This is a genomic window from Cysteiniphilum sp. 19S12-1, assembly GCF_052030685.1.
Classification (GTDB): Bacteria; Pseudomonadota; Gammaproteobacteria; order Francisellales; family Francisellaceae; genus Caedibacter.
In genome coordinates, this window is record NZ_JBQAJM010000007.1 from 44,365 (window position 1) to 66,661 (window position 22,297).

The window sequence follows — 22,297 nt, forward strand, 5'->3', positions numbered from 1 at the left end:
TGTACATGCATGTACATACACATTTGATTGCATGCCTTGCTTCATGGGTTATTGATCCTATCTCTATTGTTGGGCAGAAAAAATTGAGTGTTTTATAAACCGTAACTTCGAACTGAGGTTACTCATAACCGGCAAAGATAAATGTCGTTCAATATGTTGAAGTGTCATTTGCTAGGGTGATCGACCCTGTAAGTACTAGCAGTGAACTTATTGATCGCTACTATAAATACCCTTGATTTACGTCTTAATAACCAATTGCTGACTTTCTTTTTTGATACAAGAATATCATACTCTGCCTTTAAGTCCTTAAGTTCTATATCTATTAACGGAGAGTTTAGTCGATATTCATCAATAGTAAGCTTCATATACTTCTGAGCCAAGCGCACAGCCATCATGTCCAAAGAATGTACATTATCGACAACCAAATACCATTGCTCACGATTATCGAACCTAGCTATAGCATCGTTATAAACTGCCTCACCATTATCAGGAATAGAATCCTCCTTATTAGCATAACTACTACTATCTTTAGATTCTTTAATATCAACATTACTTTCGCTAATATTTGTAGTATACCTATTTTTTTCTGGTTCTAGGATAGTAGAAAATTGTTCACTATTATCCCTCGATGCTTTTTTGATTTTCGCTACTGGATCTCTCACATACTTCTCAGAGTAAGCTACTTTTAAAATTTCAATATTCTTATCTAGTCTAGCGGTTATCATTGTAACTCTGGCAATATTCAGCAGATCCAATGGCGCGGTAACAGCAAAAAGAATACTGCTAACATCTGCATTAAACCCATTTCTAAACATGGATATTCCAGTCAACACTGTGGATGACAGTCCTGCAAGAGCAGAAGTCACATCTAGTCCATAGTTCAACATACCTAATGCTAGCGATGTCCCACCAGTTTCTGGCGTTAGTAATATACCACAAACACCTAGCAGTATTGACAATCCTGATGTGCTATACGACGCTATACTAATTGCATCATGCCCATTTGGATCAATATTCATAGTCGGCGAGCCATTAAATGCAGCAAACCGATTTAAATTCCGATCATCTCTGGAGATAAATTGCTTTAGCTCAGGAGAATAATAGCGCGATTGCATATAATAATTCCCACTCTCGCTATCGTAATAAGCGCCACCATACTGATATGGGTTATCACTTAACGCAAATGACGCCTGTGTGCTTTGAGTGTGACTGTTTGCACTTAGCTTGTTCCCTGTCTTTAAATCGATCTGCAGACCATAGTCATCTAAAAAGACACTGTTTGACTTCCCCGTATTGAGATTAAAATCAGCGGGAGAGTTTCTACCTGTAGAAAGCAATAACTGTTTCTCAATCTGACCGTTATCCTTATAGTAACGGATAAAATGCCCCAGATAACTAGCAGTGCTGTCACCTGATTTACTACTTTCTAGTTCACCACCATCATAGTAATAGATGCCATTCGTTTGATTTCCTTTATAGATTCTTTGCCCTGAAGGATCATACGCATAATCTGTTTGCGTACCTTGTTCACTGACATAAGTCTTTAAACGATTCATGCTGTCATACATATAGATCAGCGCATTGTTAATATGCGTTAAATTACCATTATTATCATAGGCGTAGGTCTTGGTAATATTATTTGTCTTATCTAACTCCGTCTTCAACTGCCCCAGACGGCTCAAATCATAGCCATATTCGATATCTCTATGATTACTAATATCCTCAACCATATTGCCCAAAATATCATAACGATATTGATGTGTCAGTTGCGCTTGCGTCTCCTTTGCTATACTAACCCTGCTTTGCATTAACTGATCCAGCGCATTATAAGTGTAATTGGTTACATTGTTTACGTTATCATCCGTACCATCTGCTGCAGAAACATTTTTTTGTATAATATTGTCATACGCATTATAGGTATTCTCCGTTGTGAGATAGATATTACCATCTTTAAGATACTGGTTTTGTTGTTCTCGCCCTTCCTTATCATAACTAAATTGTTGGGTAATGCTCGTCGATGGATTGCTTGCAGTATAAGAAATACTTTTTGATAAGCCCGAAATCAACGGATTGTCTGCACTGTAATCATTATATGACAAGCTCACCGAATCGCCATAATTATTGCTTAGCGTCGTTAATCTCCCCATATCATAGACATAGTGAATTTTATTGTGATTAATTTCATGGTTTACCAAAAGACCCGTTGCAGGATCATATTCATCTGTCACTGTCTGTGATGGCATATCTCCTGAGTAAGTCGCCTGAGTTACATGCCCCTGAAAATCATATTGGTAATCAATACTTCCATGAATGCCATGATCTGATAGATACTGAAGATGACTTATTTGCCCTGTGTGTTGATCATATCGACTGCTTAGTGATAACTCCAGTCTATTATCTGGCGTGTAATGCTCCACTTTGTAAGGCATCCCGGCAAGTCTGCCCTTATCTGAATCATTCTGATTAGCATAGGCATATTTTGTTACATTACCATTGTAATCCGTCTCCTGAGCAAGTCGTCCATCCTCATCATACTGATAAGCTTTACAAATCTTACCTTTGTCATAGCAGACGCCTGTTGCCTGACCCTGTATGTTAAAGTGCGTAATAGGAGAGCTAAAAAAGACCTCAGATGTATTTGCAGGATCAAATAACTGAGCCTGCATAATCTGATTACTAAAATCATCATAGCGATAGGTCACTTGACTATAAGGCTTATCTGCCAACGTCATACTTTGTTTTGTCAACCGACCTTGAGCGTCATAGCTATCGATTACTTTCTTTCTAACTTTAGCTGTATCCTCTGATTGCCCTATATAAAAACTTTTTTGCACTAACGTATGACCTAATCCGTCAAAGCTCTGTGCAAACTTCTGCTTAAGCTGACCATTCGCGTAGCTTTTACGATAAATCTCCTTACCTAACCAGCTATAACTCTTTTGATAAGTTGTTGCGTTAAGACTTGCCTGCTGCGTCATATAACATAGCGAGTCATCAAACCCTGGAACACTGCCACAAACCGCATTGTACGCATAATGCAGTGCGTTTTTGATTTTCCCTGTTTCATGATCGCCCCAATAACTTATCTGCCCAGCAGGGCGTAAAAACTCATCATAGCTATAAACCGTGTCATTACCAAAACGATCTTGGCTTAAAACAGGCTGCCCAATCTGATAATCATAGCTTATTGCAGAAATCAGACTCCATGAACCAGCCCCTGCGGTTATAGGGTTCTGCACCGCTTTATTCAACATTTCTGTTTTAATAACATGTCCAGCCGTATCCAAATAACGCTTCTGGGCATTGCCTACACTATCTATCTGGATAATCGTATTCTGACGATCGTCATAGTACCAACGATTGCTTAAGCCATTAGGTTTTGTTTCACGTAATTTTCGACCACTAACATCATATTGCATAGTCGTCATCAAGCCTGAGGGCTTAACCTCATTCAATACGGAATTATTAAAACCATCTGTCTTAATTGAGCCAAATACATATTTATCACTATAAGGGGAACTACTATAAGTAATAATATCTGGATATTGTGAAGCATGAGCCTGCTGCAGGTAAAAGGAATAATACGTCAATGATTTATTATCAGCTTGAATTGTTTCCTGACATAGTAACCCGGGTGCTTTTACATAATCATGCGTTGAAATATTCAGTGATTGATCTGTGGGAATACCCTCTGCAGAGCAATAATGATTTAGCGTACTGTACTGATAACCAATGGTTCTGTCGGTCGTTAAATCAGAAGATCCAAAACCACTTTTTTCTTCTTTTCTTACCAATAACCCATCGGCATTGGTATAATCCGTTTGCAAAACTCGTACCATTTGAGCGCCATCGTTTGTCGCCAAATAATCCTTCACTGTTTTGCGTTGCGGTAACAGATGATTATCACTGTCATAAACAGTGCTTTCCTCGTAAATCAGTTCTCCTGTTTTATTAGCAATACAATCATCACTCGTACAGGCTGTTGGCGCATATACCTTGGATGACGTAGTTTGATTATAATCATTATATGCTTTTTGTTGTAATTGATAAAAAACAGGTTGACTTGCTTTATTATAGGTAATCGTTTCCGTTGTGATGGGTAACCTGAAATCACTTGGCAAAACCTTGCGTGATCCATAGCTCACAGGCGCGGGATAAATCAAACGCTGTTTCGACAAAAGATCACAACTCCCTCCACTATTGCAGCTTCTAGTAAGTGTTTCGATCGCATTACTTAGGTAGTTATAACGCTTGACTGTCTGTAAATCTCCATCAATAACTGTTCGACTATACATCACTTTATCCGGCTCACCAGTAGGATCCTCCATCATGGTATCCTCGCCAAACTTCAAACCGTTGTTATATGCTCCATGATACTGATAGGTTAATGTGTTTTGTTCCTTTGCATCTAACAACGACTCATGTGTCACCTTATTGACAATGGGAACAGGTGAACCAATACGCGAACCATCCTCGTAATTAATTGTAATAGCCTTAAGCCATGTCGTAGCATTACCTGATAAGCCTTGCGATACACCCTGTGTTACCTGCTGAAGAAGATTGTCATAATTAGGATCGTATTTAAAAATCACATGGTTATATACCTCTGAAGCAGCATTTACAGCACTGTACTCTTTACCAACTGTATTAGCAAAAGAATGTAGTGAACCGTCGTAATTGAGCTTTAACTGAGCCTGATAAGCATCACCGCTAGCGTTTTTCAAATAATGTATATTGATGTTATTATGATCACAACTCAATTGAATCTCACCCAATGCATCTTTAATGCCAACTAATTTATTGTAGAGTGGATTTTTGACTTGAGATGCATAGATGTATTGAAGGCTGTGATATTGATTATATTTCTGATTATCCACATACCTGTCATCCGTCACTGCCACCGCCAGACCTTTGTCTGAGAAATAGATATGCTGACCCGTTTTGTAACGAATGACCCAGTGATAATTTACCGTTGTAAATGCATCTTTTTCAGCATTATAAATATGAAGATCGCCTGCTATTTTATCTAATTTATACAACGCACTTGCCCCATAAACAAGGTTGCTTTTTATCAGTGTCTTGCCATCAGTCGAAATACTGCTGTAATTAGGATTATAATAAGTACCAGCCCCTTTGATATAGAGAACATACCGGTTCTCTTTCTGCAGAATAAAGGGAATATCACTAAAAAACATATGCTTTGGCAAACCTAATAAACGACCATCTCCTCCAAAATAAGAAAGATCAAAACCGGAGTCATAACTCATCGACGGTGACGATGCAGAAAACGCACTTACATTTGGCAAGGTGATGCTTGCTGACGCTGTCCCCGTTACCGGATTAACCGTAACATCAAAGGGGCTCGCAAATGCTTTTTTAGCTTCCGTATTACTGGCTGCCGCTTTCTTACCATCCGCATCACCACTTGCATTCAAGTTTACCTGCGATTGCTTGTGTTGCTTCTTTTGAGCAACAGATTCATCGTTAAGATCATTCATACGATGAGCATCAGCATGGCCTTTTGATAATAAGGTCACCTCAACCTTATCATGCCTTACCGTCACCGCTGGCAAATTACTGACTGATGCAAAACACAACTGTGTAAATTGCAGGCCAGATAACATTACAACGGATATCACTTTTTTATTCATATCACTATACCTCTAAACTCTGAGTATCAGCTACAGATACACTCTCTGCTGGTTTCGTCCAACCAAAATAAGATGTCCCTCTATCGTGCAAATAAACTGTATAGGAAATATTCTCACCTGATCTACCGCTTCCTGGACAATCATTCCCCTGTGTATCTCCTTGTGATCTAATAATTCTTCCGGCGCTCTCATCAGAATTAGTGTTATATAAAATATTGTCTGGTACATTAGCATTGCAGTGATTGTGTCCTGTCACACTTCTTATGTGAACTGGCACCTCAATCATATCATGGTTAGCATCATCAAAAACACAGTCACCCTGGTCGTTATACTTACCAACCTGTGCCTGAACTAACTCATTAAAGGAATAACCAGAGGGAGGATACATAAAAGCTGTCATTGACTCACCTGGTTTGATTTCCTGATTTCGCTGAAATGGAATTGCCTTACCAGGTTCATCCTTTGCATTAACATAAGTAAAATGACCAAAACACTTACTCATTGTATCATTTACAATTTCTACTGAGGCAGTTCGATATGGATCATAGTATGCATCATAAAACTGGTTATATATCCGGTGATAATCAACAGCAAATGTAATTGTAGGTAAAATATAAAAATTCATCAGCAATATCAGTTTAAGTATATAATGTAATTTTTTCATCGCTTTATCATCTCCATTAGCATCGTTAATTAATCATTTCGATATCTATTGATGTCGAGGTACTCCCATAATCATACCCATTTGGTAAATAGACCTGAAATGGTAGCTTAACTAATGAAGGATAAGCATAAGCATACAGATCTTACTTCCATTCATTCCTCTGTTCACTATGATTCCAAGCAATTGGAAATGAATTGCCATCATCGTTACGTTCACTGTCATGGTAATACTTTGTACCCAAAACGTACAATGTATTTCTAGAAGAAGCAGGGAAGTGCGCCAATATCGTCATTGACGGACGATATTGATATAACTGGTTTTCGTGAGAAGTTATACATTTGCCGCCGATATATTGACCAATTGCAATAACCATCACAAAACTATATGTATCCGATGGAAAGGTCAATGATAAAGCCCCCCCAGGCTTTAAGATTAACTTTGGATGACTTGCTGGCATATTGCTTTTAGTTAAATCCAAATAACGATTACCTGTATCACTATTCATCGGGCATTCTGAACTATCACAAATAACATTTCCATTGGTAACATTACTGTCAGCAACGGTTGATCCAAAATTATAAAAACAGTAATTACTGGTTTTATTATGGAACCTAAAAGTAAAACCACCTGCATAAGAAAGCGTGGATATCGAAAAGAAACCCACCATGAATAGAAATAATTTTAAAACTATACTGTTAGCTAACAACACATCATTATTATAAAAATATTTTTGCATATTCTGCCCCATAAAATTAGAATTGATAAAATAAGTTTTCATCTTCCTAAAAAAAGAAGATATAAGTAAATTACAGACATAACGACTGGAGCAATACGTGGAAACCACTTAACATCATCAATGGATGAATCGATGAACATAGCCAGTTTTTATTTAGTTGATGTCACGAAAAGTAATTTAATCCGCCAATATTAATATTTATCATCACTTAATTTTAACTACTGCTCATGTTTGATAGGTTTCTTTTAAATAAAACTTAATCGTAAACCATGCAATTAATGACAATATCGGATAAATTAATAACACCCAAAAATAAGGATTCTCTACAAACGAGGTACATAGACTCAATAATAGACCTACGAGAAACTGCATTATACCACCACTTACCGCGCCAAATAAATTTAATATCCCACCAACCAATCCAAAATTTTCTTGCGAGGCATCCTTGGCAATAACTAACACAAACCCTTGAATTGGCGCAATAAAACCTAATAAAAACAGTCCTATAATCACCCAAAGCAAACTACTATCACCTAAATAGAAAGTAAATATAAAAGCAATAAACTGTAATAAAAAACCATAGGTCAATATTGGCTTTCTTTGTTTTAGCCACTCTGAAACTATAGGCATTAAAATCGCACCGATAGCTAAACCCAGCCAAAACATGGAAAGCAAAAGACTAATCTCTACTTCAGCAATATGTCGTAATGACTTAAACGCAGGAATAAGCCAAAATCCAGCCAATGACGCCACTGGCGACCATGCCACAAAACCCGCAAAACCAAGCTGCAGGTGAAGCTTATTACACACTGCCTTCTTTGCAGCGTGCCAGAGATTCTGTGAATATCTTGGATGGAACTCCCTTGCTCCCCTGAGCATTTTGTCACTTTTGGGTAACGTCAAAAAGGTAACAACAAATAGCAAGCTTATCACTGCTAAAACAAATGCAATTTGTTGCCATGAATATATTTGAGTCAGGTAAGCAATAGGGGTTTGTCCTAAAATGGCACCTATGCCCACAAAAGCCTGCAATACACTAATTAGTAGTGAATGATATTTAATCGCTGTATATTGAGTTATCACACAAACGGCGCAAACAAATGCCATACTTGAACCAACGCCTATGAGTAACCTCGACATTAATAAACCCGAATAGGTGTTTATCAAAGACATAACCACAGCGCCTAATAAGCAGAAAACACTCATTACAATAGCAACATATCTTGCACCAAAGTAATCAATCATATGTCCGTCAGGAATCTGCAAACCAATGTAGCTGACAAAAAAAATTGCGCCTAGTGTGCCAAGCTGAACAAGACTTAAACCTAACTCAAATTGAATGGTAGGCAGCAAAGTACTGATAGAAATTTGCAATAAATAGTCAAAGCAGTAGTACAATAAAAAGACACTGACCACTAAGGTTAGTTTAATTGATTTAAACTGAGGTTTGCTTGCTTTTACCATAACGCCAATTGTCACTCCTAATAACTTAGTTTATAAGGTTTCACCCTGTGCGATGCGGTCAAAGCAAATACGCAGACAATCGCCATATAAATCGCAATTGAAACAGCGTTACCTGTTTTGCTATACAACCATAAAGCTACCATAGGTATCGTACCGCCAAAAATTGCCTGCCCGAGGTTATAGCCTACTGCAGAGCCTGTTGCAATAATGCCTGACTTAAACATATCCATTAAGACTACCGGCAATAGCGCTGTTACAAACGAGGCAGCAAATGCAAACAAAATCTGCGCACTTAAAACAGATAGCATAGTGTTTTTTTGCAGCAGAAAAAACACCGGAAAAACCAATAACATAACTATCACTATACCTAGTCTGAACAGTTTTACGTAACAGTATTTTCTGGCTAAACAACCAATTAAGGGGAAGAGAAGGATAAGCAGCCCCAAGGCCATAAAATTAATTGTGTAAGAAAAACTCAATGGCAATTTAGCAAATTGCACACTATAGGTTGGGAAGTAACCTACCAAAATATAGTTGCACATTGCCATAACCGCAGTTAATAAAGTTGCTTTTATAATTGGTATTTTTGCTGTTTTAATGGCTAATAATGCAGGTCTTTGCTCTTTTTTTGCATTGGCAAAAACTGTAGATTCAGGCGTTTTTATTCTAAAATACAACACTGGCATGCCAAAGATAAATGACAATAAAAAAGGAATACGCCAACCATACTCATACATTTGTGACTGCGTAAACACCATACTCAATACATAAACCGTTGCGGCTGCGATTAGTACGCCTAAGAAGGCTGTCCCCATTGGCAAACTTGCTTTGAACGCTTTGTCTTTTCGTGTAGCGTGTTCAGCTAAAAAAACAGCAGACACGCTTAACTCACTACTCACACTAAATCCTTGAACCAATCTTAACAGCATTAAAAATACAGCTGCCAAGACACCAATGTGCTCCGCCGTTGGTAAGCAACCAATCACAACCGCACAACTTGTCATTACAATAAGGGTTAGAATAAGCACTTTTTTGCGCCCATATTTATCCGCCATAGCACCCATAACAAAAGCACCAATCGGACGAATAAAATAGCCACTCATAAAAACAAAAAAGGCTAACATCAACGAGATCAAAGCACTCTTTGATGGAAAAAATAGCACTGCCAAAATTGGTGACAAGTACAAGTAAAGCGAGGACTCATACCACTCTAAAAGACTGCCAGAGACCGCTGCAATTACCGGTAATTTTTTTGAATATGTCATAGTAACATTTATTAATTCAATACGAAAACGCTGATTCTACCCTCAAATCACTTGAGTAAACACGTGGAAAATACACTAAATATAAGGGGATTAGATTGAATACAACGCTACTATTGCAAATATTAAGTTTAGAATAGCAAAAACCCATCCACTAATATATCCTCTGACTATAGTCGCACTGCCATAAATCATCAACATGACGCCTGCAACTAACATGAAGCTGTTTTTGGAAACTAATAAAGTTAAATAGCGTGCCAAGGTTAAGCGCTATAAATCCCATGCTAGCCATTATAAAATATACGTTTAATCTATATAGCTTAAACAAATAAATGACACCCCATAGGGATATTACGATACAAAATCCCACAATTATAACTGCTGGGACATTGATAAGAATCAATAGTGAGATGACTAAAACAGCGCCATTTATTAAAATGAATGGTCTTTCTTTATCGTAAATTGCAGTACCCGTTAAAAAAATATTAGAAAAGACAAACAGAGCATTCTTAATGACAACGTTAATTACAGGCAATGCAATAATACTTAAAAAAAGACCCAAAACCCCTAAAGCAATTATTAAATTGTGCTGCTTTTTAAATGCATGATGTTTCATGATATATAACTTCTACACATAACACAGCTAGTAATAATGAAAAAATAAGTTGAGCTTCAATTACCCCCTCACCCGCGCAGCTTAAGCTGCACGACCTCTCCCACAAGGGGGGGAGAGGTGCTAGCTGATGCAACTTATTCTTGATTCATTACCTAGCAATAAGAATGATAATTTCAAATGCCAATATCTTCACTCCATAATTCAGGCTTTTCATCCATAAAATTTGTCATCAATGCCGTACATTTTTTATCCTCCAAACACAAAATCTTAACTCCATTTTGAGTTAAAAGCGCTTCAGCACCATAAAAATTCTCTCTCTCACTTATTACAACCATTGGTATTTTGTAAAGGAGGATTGCACCTGAACACATGCTACAAGGAGAAAGTGTCGTGTATAAAATTGCATTCTGATAATCAGTGGCAGCCAATCTACCTGAATTTTCCAAGCAATCCATTTCTCCATGCAAAATAGAACTGCCTTTTTGAACTCTTTGATTATGTCCTTGCCCAACTACTTCACCATTTATAACAAGAACACTGCCAATTGGTAACCCACCTTCATGGTAACTTTTTAATGCCATTTTATAAGCAAGCATCATATGCTTTTTATGACTCTCTGTTTTGTTCATTAGAGTTCCTTATGGAGTAGCGGATTAACCATAATTGAAACAGTCAAAACACTTATAACGATAATGTGGATAGTTTGGGTTGTGTAGCGTTACTAATGGCAATAACTGATGAAAGTTCATAGAATCAAGGCACTGATTAATATCACCTGCTGCATCCTTACAAAACTTAGATTTAAATGAATACACGGTATTTAAGTAAAGTACTGAGCTATTTGGCGTTATCACTCGGTTACTAGCCTGACTAAAAGCATAACTTGTATAATCCTCAATTCGCCATGTTTTATTTGTATTTATCAAATGAAAGGTTTTAACTGATGGCAGATTGCCATGGGAAGTTGACAGTCCTGCAGTAAAGTACTCTCCTAGCAATCGATGCTTAAGTTTAAGGGTTTTCAACTCCTCCATATGTGTATGCCCCACTAAAACACCAGCGATAACACTTTCATAACGGTTAAGCAAATTCATAAACTCTTTGGCTTCATTTTTATGCCAAAAATCTTTACCATCATAAATATTTAATCCCACTGGAATGTGCATTGCAATAATTACTTTATTTTGCTTGGCTTTGGCTATTTCCAGTACCATTTTAACAAACGCCAACTGCCTTTGGATTTTAGCAACATCCTCTTTTGATCGTAATGAATGTTCAACTGAGAACATCACACTATTTAGTGCTAAAATCTCAAGTTTTGGCGCAATTTTAACTACACCATACCCATCCGTTTCATTTATCTTATCAACGTCAAGGCATGGGTAAATTCGAGTTTTATCACACACTTTCCCTGTCGATAGCAATCCATTTTTAAAGCCCACCCCCTTAATCACTTGATACATATTATTGCCTTGGTACGTAAATCTGCCATAATTTTTTTCAAAACTATCATTATTACCAAAAACACTAATAATCGGTGTCTTAGGGAACTCTCTCATCAATATTTTGTAAACTGCCGATTGATTCTCATGAACAAACTGCTGCCTATCCATGTATATATTACGCATTTTATGCCCCACCAAATCACCTAGTAACAATATAAAATTGGGCTTTTTAATATGAGTCAGCTTTACATGTTGATTGACTTGCTGCATGAAAGATTGATATGTTTTAGCATCCAAATCATTTGATGAATGATAACCTTTTGGCATAATCTGCATCGGCTTGTCTTTTCTTATATTTAAGTGAATATCACTCATAACTAAAAAATCTAACTGATCACTAGCTTGCAAGCTTTGACAACTTACAAGCATTAGTGAAAACACTCCACAATATAACTTTGCCAAAAATTTCACAATAAATTTCGCACCTACATAGCGTTGCCGTTAGCAGCAATTATAATCTTAATTAAGGTTATTTTTATACGTGGGAACTACGTAAAATGAGTGCGATTTATGCAAATAAACCGTAGGGGCATATCGCATAAGCCCTGTGGTTATGCATATCCTTTAAGTGTAGCGGCGTATTGCATACGCCCTATATTAATACGCTCACCATTATACATAAGTAGTTATCAAGTAATAAATCAAATCCCCCTCACCCGTGCAGCCTAGCTGCACGACCTCTCCCGCAAGGGGCGAGGTATGAGATGATGAACCTTTTTATGCAACGTTACTAAACAATGGCTCTCTGGCAATAATGAGCATTCGGATTAAGCCTGAGAATCCAAAGAGCATCTGATAATATTTGCATTATTACTTATGCTCTATATTGAATATATATTAAGACAAAGAAATTTAAACAGAAAAAGAAGAACCACAACCACAAGTGGCTTTGGCATTCGGGTTACGAATAATAAAATGAGCACCTTCAACATCTTCTTTATAGTCGATATCAGCGCCAACAAGATATTGAAAACTCATCGCATCAACCAATAAATAAACACCATGATTTTCAAAGATCATATCATCTTCTTTTTGCTCTTGATCAAAGGTAAAGCCATATTGAAAACCCGAACAACCACCACCGGTGATATATACGCGCAACTTCAAATCGTTATTGTCTTCTTCTGAGATCAGCTCTTTTACTTTCAAAGCAGCTGCATCAGTAAAATTAAGCGGCTGTGCTTGTTGAACGCTCATTTTGCTCCCTTATTTATTGAACTGGCACAAGCTTGATTTTGCCCATGCGGTCAATATTTTGCACCATAACATTCATGCTTTTGCCTTCTGCCATCGTATTTGGATTAACACCAATACTTTCAAGCTCAGCAAATGGCAATAAGCCATCTTTACCTGGTAGAATATTAATAAATGCGCCAAAGTCTAATACTTTAACGACTTTACCGCTATAGGTTTGACCAATTTCAGCACTAGCTGTTAACGCCAATACTTCTTCAATAGCAGCATTTAATGCATTACGACTCTTGGCAAAAATCTTCACATCACCATTATCAGAGGTATCAATTGAGGCACCCGTCTTCTCGGTAATGCCTTTAACCGTAGCTCCACCTTTACCGATCACATCACGGATTTTGCTTGGATCGATTGTAATGACTTCAACTTGTGGTGCATTGTCAGAGGTTTCTGTTTTATATTCAGAAATCACTTCATTCATAATGCCCAAAATATGCAAACGACCTTCTTTGGCTTGCTCCAATGCTGCGTGCATGATCTCACGCGTGATACCTTTGATTTTGATATCCATCTGCAAAGCGGTCACACCGTAGCGTGTACCGGCTACTTTAAAGTCCATATCACCTAGATGATCTTCATCACCCAAAATATCGGACAATACGGCATACTTGTCACCATCTTTAATGAGCCCCATTGCAATACCCGCAACAGGAGCAGCCAACGGCACGCCAGCATCCATCATTGATAATGATGAACCACAAACGGTTGCCATTGAACTTGAGCCATTTGATTCCGTAATTTCAGACACTACACGAATAACATAAGGATAAGCATCTTCATTTGGGAAAACGGCTTGTGTCGCACGCTTAGCAAGATTGGCATGACCGATCTCACGGCGCTTAGGTGTGCCAATCATCCCCGTTTCACCCACTGAATATGGCGGGAAATTATAATGTAACATATAGCGGTTTTTCTTATCACCACCTAATGTTTCAACCAACTGTGCATCGCGATCATTACCTAGAGTTGTAACGACTAATGCTTGTGTTTCACCACGCATGAACAAAGCTGAACCATGCGCTTTAGGCAAAACACCCGTACGCACATTAATCGGACGCACTGTACGTGTATCACGACCATCAATGCGTGGCAAACCACTTAAAATATTTTTACGAACGACTTCTTTTTCAATGTCGTGGAAAATCGTTTTAATCTCTTCTACAGAAACTTCTTCTAATTCAGTCTCATCAGCAATAACAGTCTCAACCACTGTTTTGCGTAATTGATTGATTGCCTCAACACGTTTTTGTTTTTCAGTTTCTTGATAAACCGCTTTAATCTCACTGTAAAAACGTGATTTAATCTGCTCTTTTAATGCTTTATTTTCCGCTTGTGGCATAAATTCCCAACGCGGCTTAGCAGCATATTTCGCTAAGTGATTAATCGCGTCAATGATCACTTGCATTTCTTTGTGACCATATAAAACAGCGCCAAGCATTACATCTTCTGGTAAGCTTTTGGCTTCCGATTCAACCATCAATACGGCATCTTTGGTACCGGCAACAACTAAATCCAACTCTGAAATATCTAGCTTGGCAAATGATGGATTTAAAACATATTGCCCATCAATAAAGCCGACACGCACACCCGCAACAGGACCCTCAAATGGCACCCCAGATAACACCAACGAAGCCGAAGCACCGATCAGCGCTGGAATATCCGGCGGTACCTCAGGATCATACGATAATACCGTTGCCACAACTTGAACCTCATTGTAAAAACCCTCTGGAAACAACGGACGCAATGGACGATCAATCAAACGAGCCGTTAATGTCTCGTTTTCACTTGGACGCCCTTCACGACGTGGAAACCCGCCTGGAATCTTACCTGCTGCGTATGCTTTTTCTTGGTAGTTGACTGTCAATGGGAAGAAATCTATACCTTCTTTAGCCTCTTTTCGCGCTGCAGTCGTTACCAATACAACGGTGTCGCCCATAGTAACCAAAACCGAACCTGCCGCCTGACGCGCCATCGATCCCGTTTCTAACGTTACTTGATGTTGTCCTAACTGAAAGACTTCTTTAAATATTTTCACGTGTGTACCTTATTATCATTGTTTTGCGGTGTGTCGTATCTTTGATCTTATCTACGTAAACCTAAACGTGCGATCAATGCGCGGTAGCGCTCGATATCTTTGCTCTTCAAATAGTCAAGAAGCTTACGACGCTGACTAACTAAACGCAATAAACCACGTCTTGAGTGGAAATCTTGTTTATGTGATGCAAAATGTCCTTGCAACCCGGTAATGCGCGCTGTCAATAACGCAACTTGTACTTCTGGTGAGCCCGTATCGCCTTCTGAACGTTGATATTCAGAAACGATCGTTTGTTTTTGCTCGGTGCTTAACATAGTATTTTCTCCTAAGATTTATTTCTTTTGTTAAACTTCCCATGTGACATTTCATATGTTTAATCATAAAAAAATATCGTGACAGTTTAGCAACGGGCGTATAATACATGCTTTTTTGAGAAACAACAAGCAAAGCCAAAGCTTATTTTTGCGCCACTGAATACTTTCGTTGGTAGGTTTTCATACATTCAATTAACACATGTTCAATCTGACCTTTTGATTGAAGATAATCGATTAAATCACTTAAACCGCCAATGGCATAAACAGGAAATTGGTAAGTTTTCTCAACCATTTTAACGGCTGATATCTCTTGATTAGGAGCCACTTCTTGGCGATCTAATGCAACACAAACACCTTCAATGGTTCCACCATGATTTTTAATAATATCAATAGCTTCTTTAATGGCAGTGCCCGCAGTAATCACATCATCGATAATTAATACTTTTTTGCCCTTGATATCAGCACCAACAAGCACACCTCCTTCGCCATGATCCTTTTTCTCTTTACGGTTGTAGCAAAACCCAACATCTTTACCATAGCGACTATATAAAATAGAGCTAACAAGTGCCGCGAGCGAGATACCTTTATAAGCAGGACCAAATAATACATCAAACTGCGCCTCACTTTCGATTAATTTAGCTGCATAACACTCCGCTAATTGATGCAAGGTCTTGCCATGATTAAACAGCCCTGCATTAAAGAAATAGGGGCTAATGCGCCCAGATTTTAACGTAAACTCACCAAACTTAAGTGCCGACGCCTCAATCGCAACATCAAAAAAATTATAGTCATTCATCTTCACTAACTTACACAACCTTATTCCTATAGTAGCCTTAATATACTTATCACTGACTATTTTGCAATATTTAGTTGCTTGGCAGTTTATGAGCATTCGACAGCCACGCTTAACCAGGGCGCTTAATATCAACAAATGTATCAAAATCAATACAGTCAATTACATCCTTGAAACTGCATTTTAAATTTTTAGACTGCATAATAGCGACATATCAACGCACCCCCATATTAAGGATGACTATGATTTACTACATGATGCACTGGCTAGTACAAGAGCAGATAGAACAAGAACTTAAGCAGTCAAAGTCGGACAAAACAAACAGCAACCATCAATAAATACACATCAAGGAGTAACGACATGATTTACTACGGATTCTACTGGATGACTGCTAATCAAAAGAGCAGTGATAAATTAACTCAACCGAAACATAAATAATTCAATCCAAAATTTAAAACTTAGCAAAATCCAAACTAACCCCCAGGTTATCAGCAACAATGCGCCCATGATCATATTTCAAAACACCATTAATAAATGTCTTATTAATGGTTGATGAAAAGCTCAAACCACTAAATGGTGACCAACCACATTTTGATTTTGCTGCAACATCACTTATATGGTTTTGCGCATTAAGATCCACTAATACCAAATCAGCCCAATAACCCTCACGGATAAAGCCACGCTCTTGAACCTGATAGATTGTCGCTGGTGCATGTGATGTTTTCTGAACGACTTTTTCCAATGAAAAAACACCTTGATGATAATGCTCAAGTAATGACAATAATGCATGCTGCACCAGTGGCAAGCCAGACGGTGCTTTGAAATAGCTTTGGTGCTTCTCAGCCCAAGTATGAGGTGCGTGATCCGTAGCAATAACATCTAATACATTATCATTGACAGCTTGTAACAATGCCAAACGATCCTCTTCTTCTTTGATCGCAGGATTGCATTTGATTAAAGCACCTCGTGTGTGATAGTCATTACGTGAGAAGAATAAATGATGCGCGCAAACCTCAGCAGTAATGCGCTTATCAGCAAGTGGGGTATTTTTATTCTCAGCAAATAATTGCAACTCATCCTTGGTAGTAATATGCAGCACATTAAGCTTAGTATTAAACTTTTTAGCCAAGTCTACTGCCAAGGTCGATGATTTAATGCAAGCTTCTCTGCTTCTAATCAAAGGATGCAAATCAAACGGTACATCCTCACCATATTGCGCGCGATACACCTCTTCATTTTGTGTAATCATTGGCGTGTCTTCACAGTGCGTTGCTATTAAAATGGGGCAATTGGCAAAGAAGCTTTCTAATGTTTTGACATTATCAACCAACATATTACCGGTTGATGCGCCCATGAAGATCTTAACACCACAAGCATCACCTGGTTTTAAACGCTTCAATTCATCAACATTATCATTCGTCGCACCCAGATAAAAAGCATAGTTAGCATGTGACTTTGTCGCCGCTAACGCTTTTTTCGCATCAAGGCGCTCAATTGTCACCGTTGCCGGATTGCAATTAGGCATCTCCATATACGATGTAATACCGCCGGCAACGGCAGCTTTTGACTCACTTTCTATATCTGCCTTGTGTGTCAACCCTGGTTCACGAAAGTGCACCTGATCATCGATCATGCCAGGTAACAAATGCAATCCTTCCGCATCGATGATTTTAACATCAGGAGAAGCTGAAATATCTGGTGCAATCTTTGCAATTCTACCTTCGTTTACTAACACATCGGCAACAAAAATTTTACCTTCATTGACAATCGTTGGTGATTTAATTAAATAATTTGACATCGCTTTATCATCCTTTTAGCTCACTATGCAATGCCATCATTCTATATCAGCATACTCCACTTTTATAGTAATGAATCAAGAATAAGTTGCGTTTTACTTCCCCCTCACCCGCTCACCCTAAGCTGAACGACCTCTCCCACAAGGGGAGAGGTGCTAGCTGATGCAACTTATTTTATACATCATTATATGGCAAAGCGTGCACTAAAAGATTCAATTGTTTTAAGCCAACCTTTATCCTAAAATACTGCCCTATCGCTTTATGCATAAATACATAAATAAAGAAGCCAATATGCTAACACCCTTAGACATTCAAACAGTTGATCATTTTTTAGCGCATCTAAAACGTTTAGATACAGCTCCGATGTTTATCTATCAAGACCAAGTGCTGAGTTATGCAGACATGCATGATTACACTTTTACTATTGCCCAGTGGTTAAAAGAAAACAACACAACTAAAGTCATGTTTGCAATACATAACTCTCCTCTTTCTGTTGGGCTTTTTTTCGCAAGTTGGCATCAAGGAATCAATTGCACACCCGTCAACCCGCGCTTTATTGCTAATGAATTACTTGAGCTTGTTAAAAGAGCCAAGCCGGATCTGTTAGTGATTGAACCAAAGCAGTACTCTGAGGCAATTAGTAACTATTGCCAGACTAAGCAGATTGAACTTGTTATTATTGATAATGCTTTAGATTATTTACAGAACTTAAAGAAAATTTCCGGCATTAAGATCAGCAATTCACCTCAAACCCAAAGTGAAGGTATTACCTATCACATAAGCTCTGGCACGGGTGGACATTATAACTTTCACGGGCATTATACCCTGCAAATTCTAGCCTACGCCTATGCACGTCAATTTGATTATGGTCTTAATAAAGGGGATATATCCCTTGTACATCTTTCATTTAATCACGCCTATGCCTTCTCGTATCAGCTATTACCAAATATAGCTCTAGGCAATTGCATGATATTAGCGCCTAGCTTTGATGCAGCGGCTTCACTCAAACTAATTGAAAAACATCAAATTACAGCATTGGCACTCTTGCCAACGATGTATTACCAACTAGCAGTTGAAGCACAAAAAACGCCAATAAACCATAAACTTAGGCACTTAAGTGTTGCAGGTGATCAGCCAAGTGAATCGTTAATACATTTGATCAAAGAAACTTTTAACACACCGTTACTAAATGGTTTAGGCATGACAGAAGTTTATGGCTACGCGCAAAATCTCACAGAGTCGAGTATTTATAATAAAATCAAAATTTTTGATGATATTAAGATGAAAATTGAACCAATTAAACATGATGACCTTAGGTTTGTTAATACTGAGCAACGAGATATTGGCGAGCTATATATTAAAGCACCAATGCAGCCGATCTCTCACCAAGGAAAGTGGTTAGCCACAGGCGATTATGGCTATATTGATGATACGCATCATCTATACTTTCTTGGGCGCATTAAAGATATCATTGTTAAAGGTGGCTCTAAAATTGCCCCTTTAGAACTTGAACATTATCTTTATCAAATGCCGCAAATTGAAGAAGTTGCCATCATTGGTAAGCCTGATGAAATATGGGGAGAGCTTGTCTGTGCGTGCATTGCTACCAAAGATAATCAGTCACTCACCTTAGAGGCAATTAACACATTTATCACGCCTTTTCTTGCTCGATATAAACATATTGATCAACTCTATTTATACCCGCAATTACCACTTAATATCACCGGTAAAATTGACCGCTTTCGCTTAAAAACAGAGATCAACAATGCCTAATAATCACCTACCTCCATTTGCTTATCTTGAAAACACTTTAGATAGTAATGACAAGAGTTTTTATTTTAGCGAACCACATAGTGAAGTCCTATGCACTGACCCCAAGATGCTAACCTCTGCATTTGAGAAGTTAGCCGAGTTACAACAACAAGGCTTATATCTTGCTGGCTTTATTAGCTATGAGGCTTCATATTACTTAAATCCTGATTTCGCCTCCTTAAGGACAAATCCTAAGACGCATAATCCCTCGCCATTATTACATTTTGTTGCCTTTGAGCAATGCTCACCAAAACACTTTCAACCCAGAACAGCTTCTTCTAAGCACCCTGCTATTGATCTTATTTATGACTCATTACCTAAATCACAATACGCTCAAGATTTCAACCGCATACAACAAGCATTAACCCATGGTGAAAGCTATCAGATCAATTACACTAAACGCATTAAGTTGCGATCAAGCTTAGCTGCTTATGAGCTTTACACACAACTGAAAGCGCAACAACCCGTTAGTTATAGTGCTTTTTTGCCTTTTAAGCCAATGACCGTTTTATCCTTTTCACCTGAGCTATTTTTTAAAAAGCAAGAAGATACCATCACAGTGAAACCAATGAAAGGCACCAGTAAACGTTTTGATGATCCAGATGAGGATCTACAATCATATGAATTCTTGCGTACTGATCCTAAAAACAAAGCCGAAAATTTAATTATCGTTGATCTATTACGCAATGATCTTGCACGCATTTGCCATACCGGATCTATTGAAGTTATCAAGCCCTTTGCTATTGAAGCCTATAAAAGTGTTTACCAAATGACCTCGACGATTTCCGGCAAAGTCGATAGCAATATTCCTTTTGTCGATATTATTGAGCATTTATTTCCTTGTGGTTCAATTACTGGCGCGCCCAAGAAACGTACGATGGAGATTATTCAGCAGCTTGAACAACCACGTGGCTTATACACCGGTTGCATTGGCTATATTATGCCAAACAATGATATGTGTTTTAATATTGCTATTCGCACATTAACGCAACACAATAATGAACCATGGCATTGTGGTGTTGGAGGTGGCTTTACCATTCAATCTACACGAGACGATGAGTGGCAGGAAATGACTACTAAAATTCAATTTATCAAACGTTTGTATCAGCCAAAATTTCAGTTAATTGAAAGCATACTTTACAGTAAAAATGGACTTACATCGTGTGATTTACATCTTGAGCGTTTATTAAACTCGGCATGTGTTTTACACTTTGCTTTGGATATAGCGCGGTTAAAAAGTGCATTATTAAGCTATTGTGAAAAGCTTAGCCTTTCAAATAATGAACAATATAAACTAAGAGTCAGCACGGATTATAACGGTCGTTCGACTATTAGCCATCAACTCCTTGAACAAGTATCAAAAGCTCATTGCATTGAACTGTTTATTTGTCCTGAGAAAATAGATTCAAATAACCCATTATGGCAGCATAAAACGGACGATCACAGCACACGCGGATTTTACACACAGAAACACAGCCAATATATTGCCGATAAGCCAAATTGTGAGCTTATTTTCTTTAATGAACAAAACCACCTAACTGAGGCACGTTTTTATAATATTATCGTTGAAATCGATGGTGTCTTATATACACCACCGATTAATGATGGCTTGTTACCTGGCATTGCCCGCGCTAAACTCCTTCAATCTGGGCAAATTCATGAGCGTTCAATATCTGTAGGAGAATTAAAATTAAGCAAAAACATTTACCTTATTAATGATGTTCGAGGTAGAATACCGTGCTTTTTAAGTGCAAAAACAACCATGCAAGAAGTATAAATTTAAGATGTTACTGTTTATTGATCATTATGATTCATTTGCCCATATTTTGATGGATTATTTTGCCCAATTAGGCGAAGAAATTGTCTCTTTCAAATCAGATCAACTTGATCGATTCATTGACTACAATCAATTTACTGCCATCATTATAGGACCAGGCCCCGGACACCCGAATGAATTAACGCATTTATACCCTGAAATCAAACGGATGATTGATAGCAATGTGCCTATTTTAGGTATTTGCCTAGGTCATCAATTATTAGCACAATACTTTGGCGCTAAAGTCATTCACGCTGCCAATGTCATGCATGGACAATGCAGCTCAATTGATTTTACTAACCATCCATTGTATCAAGGACTACAATCTCCTTTAATGGTGACGCGCTATCACTCATTGATTGTTGATATAGATAGCTTACCAAATGATTTTCAACCGATAGCACTTACCATGGACAATGAACTGATGGCATTTGCACATAAACAATTAGCCATTTATGGCATTCAATATCATCCTGAAGCTTATTTAACAGAATCAGGATTGAAAACATTACAAAACTTTCTTTTAGCGAATAAGCGCTTGTGCTTAGAGCAAAAGGCGTTATCCTAGTTAAATCAATCGAT

The 22,297-nt window shown here is 38.0% G+C and carries 16 protein-coding genes; 3 read left to right on the plus strand and 13 right to left on the minus strand.

Annotation, left to right across the window (positions count from 1 at the left end; all coding sequences use genetic code 11):
- Positions 1 to 164 precede the first annotated feature (164 nt).
- From ACTS4L_RS03620 to ACTS4L_RS03680, 13 genes are all read right to left on the minus strand, one after another.
- Positions 165 to 5,651, minus strand: coding sequence for an RHS repeat-associated core domain-containing protein (locus ACTS4L_RS03620; protein ID WP_440615640.1), 5,487 nt, complete (start codon positions 5,649 to 5,651; stop codon positions 165 to 167).
- Between the two features lie 4 nt (positions 5,652 to 5,655).
- Positions 5,656 to 6,315, minus strand: a complete 660-nt coding sequence (locus tag ACTS4L_RS03625) for a hypothetical protein (protein WP_440615639.1) — start codon at positions 6,313 to 6,315, stop codon at positions 5,656 to 5,658.
- A 142-nt stretch (positions 6,316 to 6,457) separates the two neighbouring features.
- On the minus strand, positions 6,458 to 7,063 hold the full coding sequence (locus tag ACTS4L_RS03630; RefSeq protein WP_440651708.1) for a hypothetical protein: 606 nt from the start codon (positions 7,061 to 7,063) through the stop codon (positions 6,458 to 6,460).
- Between the two features lie 213 nt (positions 7,064 to 7,276).
- Positions 7,277 to 8,515 carry an MFS transporter gene (locus ACTS4L_RS03635; protein ID WP_440615637.1) on the minus strand — a complete coding sequence of 413 codons (1,239 nt, stop codon included), beginning with the start codon at positions 8,513 to 8,515 and terminating at the stop codon, positions 7,277 to 7,279.
- Positions 8,516 to 8,532: 17 nt separating this feature from the next.
- On the minus strand, positions 8,533 to 9,780 hold the full coding sequence (locus ACTS4L_RS03640) for an MFS transporter (RefSeq protein ID WP_440615636.1): 1,248 nt from the start codon (positions 9,778 to 9,780) through the stop codon (positions 8,533 to 8,535).
- Positions 9,781 to 9,931: 151 nt separating this feature from the next.
- A complete protein-coding gene (locus ACTS4L_RS03645; RefSeq protein ID WP_440615635.1) occupies positions 9,932 to 10,393 on the minus strand; it encodes a hypothetical protein in 462 nt (153 codons plus the stop codon).
- A 173-nt stretch (positions 10,394 to 10,566) separates the two neighbouring features.
- Complete coding sequence (locus ACTS4L_RS03650) at positions 10,567 to 11,022, minus strand: nucleoside deaminase (RefSeq protein ID WP_440615634.1); 456 nt, start codon at positions 11,020 to 11,022, stop codon at positions 10,567 to 10,569.
- A gap of 24 nt (positions 11,023 to 11,046) precedes the next feature.
- Positions 11,047 to 12,213 (minus strand): metallophosphoesterase, encoded by a 1,167-nt coding sequence (locus ACTS4L_RS03655; RefSeq protein WP_440651710.1) that lies wholly within the window; start codon positions 12,211 to 12,213, stop codon positions 11,047 to 11,049.
- Positions 12,214 to 12,750: 537 nt separating this feature from the next.
- A complete protein-coding gene (gene erpA / locus ACTS4L_RS03660; protein WP_440615632.1) occupies positions 12,751 to 13,095 on the minus strand; it encodes an iron-sulfur cluster insertion protein ErpA in 345 nt (114 codons plus the stop codon).
- A gap of 13 nt (positions 13,096 to 13,108) precedes the next feature.
- Positions 13,109 to 15,184 (minus strand): polyribonucleotide nucleotidyltransferase, encoded by a 2,076-nt coding sequence (gene pnp, locus ACTS4L_RS03665; protein WP_440615631.1) that lies wholly within the window; start codon positions 15,182 to 15,184, stop codon positions 13,109 to 13,111.
- Positions 15,185 to 15,231: 47 nt separating this feature from the next.
- On the minus strand, positions 15,232 to 15,498 hold the full coding sequence (rpsO, locus tag ACTS4L_RS03670; protein WP_440615630.1) for a 30S ribosomal protein S15: 267 nt from the start codon (positions 15,496 to 15,498) through the stop codon (positions 15,232 to 15,234).
- 142 nt (positions 15,499 to 15,640) lie between these two features.
- On the minus strand, positions 15,641 to 16,294 hold the full coding sequence (gene pyrE, locus ACTS4L_RS03675; RefSeq protein ID WP_440615629.1) for an orotate phosphoribosyltransferase: 654 nt from the start codon (positions 16,292 to 16,294) through the stop codon (positions 15,641 to 15,643).
- Between the two features lie 448 nt (positions 16,295 to 16,742).
- Positions 16,743 to 18,089 (minus strand): dihydroorotase, encoded by a 1,347-nt coding sequence (locus tag ACTS4L_RS03680; RefSeq protein WP_440615628.1) that lies wholly within the window; start codon positions 18,087 to 18,089, stop codon positions 16,743 to 16,745.
- Between the two features lie 259 nt (positions 18,090 to 18,348).
- On the opposite strand from ACTS4L_RS03680, the gene ACTS4L_RS03685 reads away from it, so the two are divergent.
- Genes ACTS4L_RS03685 through ACTS4L_RS03695 form a run of 3 tightly spaced genes read left to right on the plus strand, consistent with a single transcriptional unit; the run spans position 18,349 to position 22,283 of the window.
- A complete protein-coding gene (locus tag ACTS4L_RS03685; protein WP_440651712.1) occupies positions 18,349 to 19,860 on the plus strand; it encodes a class I adenylate-forming enzyme family protein in 1,512 nt (503 codons plus the stop codon).
- Complete coding sequence (gene pabB, locus ACTS4L_RS03690; protein WP_440615626.1) at positions 19,853 to 21,676, plus strand: aminodeoxychorismate synthase component I; 1,824 nt, start codon at positions 19,853 to 19,855, stop codon at positions 21,674 to 21,676. Before ACTS4L_RS03685 ends, pabB begins: the two co-directional genes overlap by 8 nt.
- 7 nt (positions 21,677 to 21,683) lie before the next feature.
- Positions 21,684 to 22,283: an anthranilate synthase component II gene (locus ACTS4L_RS03695; RefSeq protein WP_440615625.1), complete on the plus strand. Its 600-nt coding sequence runs from the start codon at positions 21,684 to 21,686 to the stop codon at positions 22,281 to 22,283.
- The last annotated feature ends 14 nt before the right edge of the window (positions 22,284 to 22,297 follow it).